We start from the raw sequence: 8,481 nt of genomic DNA, 5'->3' as shown, positions 1-8,481 counted from the left end.
GCGGTGGGCGATGTGGTATCGCTGCGGGCGCCGTCCGGCAACTTCGTGATGCCGGTGCGTTCCCGGCGGCCGCTTGTGCTGCTGGCCGGCGGGATCGGCATCACGCCGTTCATCTCGCTGCTGGAATCCCTCGCGGCCGCCAGCGATCCGGGCCATCCGGTCGATCCGGTCGATCCGGTCGATCGGCCCAGGATCCTGCTGCTGTACGCGAACCAGAACGGCCAGGCGCACGCCTTCCGCTCGCGCATCCGCGCGCTGCGCGAGTGCATCACGGGGCTGGAGGTGATCGATTTCTACGACCGCCCCGACGCGTGCGATCGGCCCGGCATCGACTACGACGTGGCCGGGCGTGTCAGCGCCGGCCATGTCCCGCCGGAATGGCTCGGCGCCCGTCCGCTGGTCTATATGTGCGGCCCGGCGCCGATGATGAGCGCCTTTGCCGATGCGCTGGCGGCCAGGGGAATGCATCGCTCCGACATCTTCCGCGAGGTGTTCCGCTCCCCCGAACGCACGGTGTCCGGTCCCGAGCAGCAGTTCAACGTGGTCTTCGCGAAATCCGCCACCGCGCGCGTCTGGCGCTCGGCCGACGGACCCTTGCTGGGGTTCGCCGAAAGGCTGGGCCTGGCGCTGCCCAGCGGATGCCGGGTCGGACAGTGCGAAAGCTGCGCCGTGCCGGTCGTGTCGGGCCGCGTCCTCCACCTGCATGGCGAAGAGCCGGAGGATGCCGGCGTGTGCCTGGCATGCCAGGCGATCCCCGCGAGCGACATCGTGCTGGATGCCTGATCTCATCCGCGCCGGCGGCGAGCGGCCCGCAAGCCATCACACGTTCCCTCCCCAACTCCATCACGTAAAACATGCAGATACTCGACTCCGACACCACCCGCGCGCTGCTGCCGTTCGATGCGCTCGTGCCCGCCTTGCGCGACGCCTTCATCCGCGGCTGCGAGGTCCCGCAGCGCCACAGCCATGCCATCGGCACGCCCGGCGAGGCGGCAGGAACGGTGCTGCTGATGCCGTCCTGGCAGCCCGGCGCCTACCTCGGCGTCAAGACGGTCACCATCTATCCGGGCAACACGCAGGCTGGGTTGCCGGGCCTGTACTCGACCTACCTGCTGCACGATGCGCGCACCGGCAAGCCGCTGGCGATGATCGACGGCAACGAGATCACCTCCCGCCGCACCGCCGCCGCGTCGGCGCTGGCGGCGTCGTACCTGAGCCGCCGCGATGCGTCGTCGATGCTGGTGATCGGCGCGGGGCGGGTGGCGAGCCTGCTGCCCTATGCGTATCGCGCGGTTCGGCCCATCGAACGCGTAGCGGTATGGGACATCAACGCGCACCAGGGCGAGCTGCTGGCGGCAAGGCTGCGGGCCGACGGCTTCGACGCCCGCTTTGCCGCATCGGTTTCGCACGGCTGCGAAGGCGTCGATATCGTGACCGCGGCCACGCTCTCCACCGTGCCCATCGTCCGGCGGACCTGCCTCGGCCCCGGCACGCACCTGGACCTGATCGGCGGCTTCACGCCAGCCATGCGCGAAGCGGACGATGCCTGCTTTGACGCAACCTCGGTGTTCGTCGACACCGGCGAGGCGGTCCTCAAGGCGGGCGACCTGCTGCACCCCATCGAACAAGGCGTGCTGCGGGCGGCCGACATCCGGGCGACGCTGGCGGACCTGTGCCGGCAAGCCCATCCGGGCCGCGCGGACGAGCAGGAAATCACGGTCTTCAAGGCAGTCGGCACCGCGCTGGAAGATCTGGCGGCCGCCGTCATGGCCTATGAGGGATTCGAAGGCTAGCGCGGCATCGTGCCGCGCGCAAAGCCATGGCAATGCAAGGAGACAGTAAATGAAAAGCGCACCCCTATCCCTGGAAAACGGGGACAACCCAAGCCGCGGCGGACTGGAACGGCTGGCCATCAAGGTCACCGACTGGTCCGAGCGCTGGTTCCCCGATTCGTATATCTTCGCCGCCATCGCGGTGGTCGTCGTGGCGCTCGGCGCCATCGGCATCGGCGCGTCCACGCAGAGCGTGGCGCAGGCCTTCGGCGATGGCTTCTGGAGCCTGATACCGTTCACCATGCAGATGGCGGTGGTGGCGATCGCGGGGTACGTGGTGGCGGCGTCRCCGCCCGCGTCGCTGCTGATCGCGCGCCTCGCCGCCTTGCCCGGGACGGCGCGCGGCGCCGTCGCCTTCGTGGCACTGGTCAGCCTGCTGACCTCCCTGCTGAACTGGGCCGTCAGCCTGATCTTCAGCGGCCTGCTGGTGCGCGCCATCGCGCGGCGCACCGGGCTGCGCGTGGACTACCGGGCCGCCAGCGCGGCCGCCTACCTGGGCATGGGCGCCACCTGGGCGCTTGGCCTGAGTTCGTCCGCGGCGCAGTTGCAGGCGAATCCGGCCAGCCTGCCCAGGTCGCTCCTCGATATCACCGGCGTGATTCCGTTCGCCGAGACGATATTCCTGTGGCAATCGATGGCAATGACCGCCGTGCTGATCGTGGCCTCCCTGCTGGTGGCTTACTTCTCCGCGCCCACCGGGGAGCGCGCCCGCACCGCGAAAGACATGGGCGTGGACCTGGACGATGCCGGCGATGTGACCGGGCGCCCGACGCGCCCCGGCGAATGGCTCGAATACAGCCCGCTACTGACACTGCTGATCGTGGCGCTCGGGACCGGCTGGCTGGTGCACGAATTCACCACCAAGGATCCGGTCCTCGCGATCTCCAACCTCAATACGTACAACTTCCTGTTCCTCATGCTGGGGATGCTGCTGAACTGGCGCCCCAAGCGTTTCCTGCGGGCTGTCGCGAGGTCCGTACCATCCACCGCCGGCGTGCTGATCCAGTTCCCCCTGTACGGCGGCATCGCCTTCATGCTCACCAAGGCGGCGGGCGTGGATGGCGCTAGCCTGTCGCACCACCTGGCGTCGGCCTTCGTCTCGGTGGCCACCAGGGAGTCGTTCTCGGCGGTGATGGGCGTCTATTCGGCGGTGCTGGGATTCTTCGTACCCTCCGGCGGCGGCAAGTGGGTCATCGAGGCGCCGTACGTGATGCAGGCCGCCAACCAGCTGCAGGTCCACCTCGGCTGGGCGGTGCAGGTGTACAACGCCGCGGAGGCGCTGCCCAACCTCATCAACCCCTTCTGGATGCTGCCGCTGCTGGGTGTGCTCGGGATCCGGGCCAAGGACGTGGTCGGCTTCACCTTCACCCAATTGCTGGTGCACGCGCCGCTGGTGCTGTTCATGCTGTGGGCGTTCGCCGCGACCTTGCCTTATCGCCCGCCCGTGATGCCATAGGCTGCGCTTGCCGCCTGGTGTGGCCTGGTGTGGCCTGGCAGGAAGCGTAAAAACCGGGACTGCCCCCGTCCCGGTTTAAGATGCTGGTTTTGCGGCCGGCCCGGCCGGCGCATCCGACTTCCCACCCAGCCAAGCCAACGATGAAGAAGATCTCCCTGCTCCTCGCCGCCCTCGCCTGCGCCGGCGCCGTTCACGCCGCAGCGCCTGCCGGCCCCGCGGAAACCCTGCCTTCCGGCATGACCATCCAGCACCTGGTCAAGGGCACCGGCCCCTCGCCCAAGGCCTCCGACACGGTCAAGGTCCATTACCGCGGCACGCTCACCGACGGCACCGAGTTCGACAGTTCCTACAAGCGCGGCCAGCCGATTTCGTTCCCGCTCAACCGGGTCATCCCGTGCTGGACGGAAGGCGTGCAGAAAATGCAGGTCGGCGGCAAGGCCAAGCTGGTCTGCCCGGGCCCGACCGCCTACGGCGCGCGCGGTGTGCCGGGCACGATCCCGCCCAATGCCACGCTGAATTTCGAGGTGGAGCTGCTGGGCATCGGCGGCTGAACGGACAAGAACGCATGGCCTGCCACCGCCGGCCATGCGTGATGCGTTCCCGCATCAGTTAGACTTGGCCATCTCGGAATATGAATAACAGGGATGAGAAAAGCCGGACGGATCAAATCCTGGAATGCCGACAAGGGCTACGGTTTCATTGAGGTTCACGCCCAGTCGAAAGATGTTTTCCTTCATGTCAGCTCGCTGCAGAATCGCAGCGCCGTGCCCCGGGCTGGCGACCGGGTATCGTTTGAGATCACGACGAGCAAGGAAGGCCGCCCGCAGGCAAGCCGGGTTTCGATAGCGGGCGCCCCGAGGCAGGCAGCAGCGCAGGCATCAGCGCAGGCAAGCCTGCTTCCAGCGGTGACGGGCGCGTTCGCCCTGGCCACGGTGATCGGCATTGCCCTCGCAGGTTACCTGCCGCGCGGCGTGGCGCTCCTCAGCCTTGCCCTCAGTGTGACGGTGTTCGCGCTCTACGCCATGGACAAGGGCCGCGCAGCCCGCAGGGAGTGGCGTGTTCCCGAGGCAAACCTGCATCTGCTCGCCCTCTTCGGGGGCTGGCCGGGCGCGCTTGCGGCCCAGCACCTGTTCCGGCACAAGAACCAGAAGCGGGAATTCCAGTTCATCTTCCGGGCCACCGTGGCGCTGAATGTCGGGGCGATGATCCTCTGGATCACGGCAGTCCGTGCATGAAGCGCGCGCTCCGGACGAATGGCCCGCCGGATGCCCGGGCCACCTGCTGTTTGAACGTTCAGGCCCGGGCTTCCGGCGGAACTCCGGACTGTCGTACAAAAGCAACAAAAAGCTGGCGCGAAGCAAGTCCCCGGGCGGCTCCGGTATTTTCCCCGCCCAACGCTGCGCATACGAGGGCAGGCACGGCCCGAATAGCCGGAATACCTGAAAATCCGTGTCGCGGTCTTTAGAATCGGGCCTGGCCGTAACGCGCTGCCCGCCAAAGCCGATTCCCATTATTCGGGTGATTATGGTATTAGTTTCAGGCTGAGGCTAGCCCACAAAGGACTACGAGTTAAAGATCCCATGACATCGTATACGTATGATGCTGTTCTGACGGACGTACCTCCGCATTCGCTATCTTCCGTCGGGAATCCGCACGTATCGTCTGATGTATCGGCGCAGGACGCCTGGGCACTGCTCGAGACCTCCGGTGGACTGGCTTTGCAGGTCGACACCGCGGGGAGAATCCTGTCCGCTACCGAAGCTTCGGCACAGCTGCTGGCGTACCCCCGGGAATATCTACTCAAATCGTCGGTACTCGACCTAGTCTCGCTCGAGCAGTGCGAACAGCTCGCGGCGATGCTCACGGCCTGCGAGCGCGACGGCGACGTCAAATGCGGCCAGGTCAGGTTCCTGGGCGGAATTGGCGAAAGCCGGTGGCTGGACCTCCGCATCGCCCCCTGCGCGAACGAYGACGGCAACGCGTATCTGTCCTTGTTCGGGCACGACGTCACCCACTGGGTCAGTAACGAACGACGGCTCATCGACGAATCCTTCCTTGACCCCCTGACGGGCGTAGGCAACCGCGCATTGATGAGCAAGCGCATTGCCGAATGCTTTGCGCAAGCCGGGGCAGGAACGGCGCCCTTCGCCGTTGCCTTGATGGATCTCGACGGGTTCAAGCGGGTGAACGACTCGCTGGGCCATGAATTCGGCGATGCCTTGCTCAAACAGGTCAGCCTGCGCCTGCTGGGCACCGTGGGTCCGGGGGATATGGTGGCGCGGCTGGGTGGTGACGAATTCGTGCTCCTGCTGTCCAGGGTCGCATCGGAAGCGGCTGCCGTCGCCACACTGGAACGAATCATCCACGTCTGCAGGCAACCGTTTCATCTCGCGGGCTGCCAGGTCCGTGTCACCACCAGCATCGGCCTGACCTTCGGCACACACGCATCCCAGTCCGAGTCGCAACTGCTCAAGCATGCAGACCTGGCCATGTATGACGCAAAGGCCCAGGGCAAGAATCGCTACTGCGTATACTCGCCGGAACTCGGCCATCGCCAGGACGAGCAGTTCCGCATAGAGCAGGCCATATTCGAGGCTATCCAGAACGGCGAGTTCGTTCTCCACTACCAGCCTATCGTGTGGCCCGAATCCGGCAAGGTCTGCGCGGTCGAGGCGCTGATGCGATGGGAGCGAAAGGCCGAGCCCATCCCGCCGGACGTATTCATTCCAATTGCCGAGCATAACGGACTCATCAATCACCTCGGAGCGTGGGCGCTTCGGTGCGCTTGTGCGCAGCTCGCGGGATGGGACGCCCAGGGGATGCAGGTGGGATATATATCGGTCAATGTCTCGCCCGTTCAGTTCAAGCATCCGGGATTCGCCGCCAGCGTCAGAAGGGCAATTCACGACGCCGGCATCAGCGCCGAACGCCTGGTTCTCGAGATCACGGAAAGCGTATTGATGACTGACCCCGAGGCAGCACAGGAATTGCTGATGGAATTACGCGCACTGGGCGTCCGGTTCGCGGTTGACGATTTCGGAACCGGTTACTCAAGCCTGTCCTACCTGCGGCGCTTCCCGCTATCCGCGTTGAAGATCGACAGGAGCTTCGTGGCCGACATGATGGACTCGCCGCATGCGCGGACCATCGTATCGGCCGTGCTCTCGCTGGCGCGGGAACTCGGCCTGGTGGCAATCGCGGAGGGCGTGGAATCGGTAGAGCAAAATCAGCTGCTGGCCAGGCACGGATGTGCGCTGGTTCAGGGGTGGCTATATTCGAAGGCGCTCAGCGCGCCGGATTTTGAGAGCATGACTCGGGCCGGTCAATTGTTATTTGACGATTCCCAGGCATTTGCGAAATAGATGCCATCATGTCAAAGAAACAGTTCTTCGAAATGCTCTGGAGCCGAATGGCTCAGCAAGGGGACTTCCCCACACTGCAGTTCAGCATTGACAACATATTCAAGACGCTGAACAGCGACAGCAGCGTCGGCGAGATGGCCGCCGGCGTACTGTCTGACTTCAGCCTGTCGCAGAAGGTCATTCGGCTGGCCAATTCCGCCATGTACCGCACTTTCGGCGGGGAGGTGACGACGGTATCGCGCGCCATCCTTGTGCTGGGTGTCGATGCGATAAGCCATCTCTCGCTGGGGGTCCAGCTTCTCGAGTATTTTTCCGGGGTCGCCGCCAACCGCCCGCAGGCTGCCAAGGCATTGCAGCAAACGCTGATTGCCGGCGAGCTCACAAGGGCCCTGAGCAACGCGCAGGGCATAGGCCAGGCGGAAGAGGCCGTGGTCTGCACGTTGATGCATCACATGAGCCGCCTGCTCCTGGTCTTCTACTTTCCTGAAGAATGGAATCAGATCCAGGATTCCTGCCAGGAAGACGCTGCCGGGGAAAGCGACGCAATCCAGCGTGTGCTGGGCGTGACGCTGGAAGACATCGCGCAGGCGGCCGCCATCAAATGGCGGCTGCCGTCCCTGATCGCGACCTCGATGACGCGGGCGAGCTTCGACAAAGAGACACCGCTGGAGTCCCATGCCGACTGGCTGGGTGCAATGGCCAAGGTTTCATCGCAGGCCGCGGCGCTGATCTGCAGCGGGGAACCGGAGGATGTCGTCCAGGCCGCGATACTGGAGCTCGCGCAAACGCTGGGCCTGCAACCCGAGGCCATCGAAATCGCGGTAGCGCAGGCGCAGACACTCAATGCCTCGATGCGCGACGCCGCATCCGCGGACACCGCCGAGGCGGTCGCGCCAACGAACTCAGCCAAACCGCACGACGCTCTCGCGCGCCTGCGGCAGAGCCTTGGCGAGATACAACGCGAAGGCGGCGAGCTGCCAATTTCCGAACTGGCCCCGCTCGTTCTCGAATCCGCCATGCGGGCACTGAACTTCTCGCATTGTTTTCTCATGCTGCTGAACCCGAAGGCAAAGCGCTTCGGGGCGCGTATCGGATTTGGCGACGGCATGCGAGAGAAACTGGAGGCGCTATCGTTCGAGGAGGGCTTTGTCCCGGATATATTCCACTTTGCCGCCACCGCGCGCAAACCGCTGGTGATCGAAGATTCCTTCGACAAGGAAATTGCCCACCGCGTGCCCCGCTGGTACCGTGAACAGTTGCCCGATGCCACCTCGATCCTGCTGGCCCCGGTGACCATCAGGAATCGCTGCGTCGCACTGATCTACGGAGACTGGGGCACGACCGCTTGCGTGGGCGGCTTGTCGGAGGAGGAACTGGAAGCGATGGAACTCCTGACACGAGAAATCTCATCGAGCTTCCTCAGGTCTGCCTGACCCTTCAAGCGGCGCAGTCCCCGGCGGCACTTGCGAAAGGTCGGCGGGATGCCCGGACATCTTGTGCAATTCCCGGACAATGCGCAGTCAGGAAGGGACACCTCCCCCACCTCGCAGTGAGATATCCCGCCTGGGGACATAGAATCGTGATGCTGTGGTGAGGGAGTGTCGCCAGGAAGATCCTGGCTCACCGTACAGCGGCAACGAGATGCATGCGCATCTGTGGAGAGTCGACTGTGAAATGCTTTGCGGTGAACGGAGTGAACGGAGTGAATCTCAACGTCGTCGAACGAGGCGAAGGAGCCCCCATTGTCTTCATTCACGGACTGGGAGCAAGTCTCGAAAGCTGGGATGAAGAGGTAGCGCACTTTGCAAAGCAGCACCGCACGATTGCGTAT

The 8,481-nt window shown here is 64.7% G+C and carries 7 protein-coding genes; all 7 read left to right on the top strand.

The window, feature by feature from the left end:
- The coding region (locus tag AC1DO7_RS37110; RefSeq protein WP_477117288.1) for a flavin reductase family protein at window positions 1–783 on the top strand (783 nt) is incomplete at its 5' end.
- A 71-nt stretch (window positions 784–854) separates the two neighbouring features.
- Window positions 855–1,793, top strand: a complete 939-nt coding sequence (lhpI, locus tag AC1DO7_RS37105) for a bifunctional Delta(1)-pyrroline-2-carboxylate/Delta(1)-piperideine-2-carboxylate reductase (RefSeq protein WP_441619115.1) — start codon at window positions 855–857, stop codon at window positions 1,791–1,793.
- 49 nt (window positions 1,794–1,842) lie between these two features.
- Entirely contained in the window at window positions 1,843–3,288 is a 1,446-nt protein-coding gene (locus AC1DO7_RS37100) for a short-chain fatty acid transporter (RefSeq protein WP_441619113.1), read from the top strand.
- Between the two features lie 140 nt (window positions 3,289–3,428).
- Complete coding sequence (locus AC1DO7_RS37095; RefSeq protein ID WP_441619111.1) at window positions 3,429–3,839, top strand: FKBP-type peptidyl-prolyl cis-trans isomerase; 411 nt, start codon at window positions 3,429–3,431, stop codon at window positions 3,837–3,839.
- Window positions 3,840–3,932: 93 nt separating this feature from the next.
- Window positions 3,933–4,523 carry a DUF1294 domain-containing protein gene (locus AC1DO7_RS37090; protein ID WP_441619110.1) on the top strand — a complete coding sequence of 197 codons (591 nt, stop codon included), beginning with the start codon at window positions 3,933–3,935 and terminating at the stop codon, window positions 4,521–4,523.
- 345 nt (window positions 4,524–4,868) lie between these two features.
- Window positions 4,869–6,650, top strand: a complete 1,782-nt coding sequence (locus tag AC1DO7_RS37085; protein WP_441619108.1) for a putative bifunctional diguanylate cyclase/phosphodiesterase — start codon at window positions 4,869–4,871, stop codon at window positions 6,648–6,650.
- An 8-nt stretch (window positions 6,651–6,658) separates the two neighbouring features.
- The gene (locus AC1DO7_RS37080; RefSeq protein WP_441619106.1) at window positions 6,659–8,083 is read left to right on the top strand and encodes an HDOD domain-containing protein; all 1,425 of its coding nucleotides are present in this window, start codon (window positions 6,659–6,661) and stop codon (window positions 8,081–8,083) included.
- The last annotated feature ends 398 nt before the right edge of the window (window positions 8,084–8,481 follow it).

Source organism: Cupriavidus sp. 05N40 (assembly GCF_056397305.1).
The sequence above is the reverse complement of the archived record's forward strand: the minus strand, read 5'-3'. Positions and strand labels throughout refer to the sequence as shown.

Bases quoted from the DNA above. Each gene is read 5' to 3' on its own strand.
- lhpI (WP_441619115.1), top strand. From the start codon at position 855: ATGCAGATACTCGACTCCGACACCACCCGCGCGCTGCTGCCGTTCGAT.
- AC1DO7_RS37095 (WP_441619111.1), top strand. From the start codon at position 3,429: ATGAAGAAGATCTCCCTGCTCCTCGCCGCCCTCGCCTGCGCCGGCGCC.
- AC1DO7_RS37090 (WP_441619110.1), top strand. From the start codon at position 3,933: ATGAGAAAAGCCGGACGGATCAAATCCTGGAATGCCGACAAGGGCTAC.
- AC1DO7_RS37080 (WP_441619106.1), top strand. From the start codon at position 6,659: ATGTCAAAGAAACAGTTCTTCGAAATGCTCTGGAGCCGAATGGCTCAG.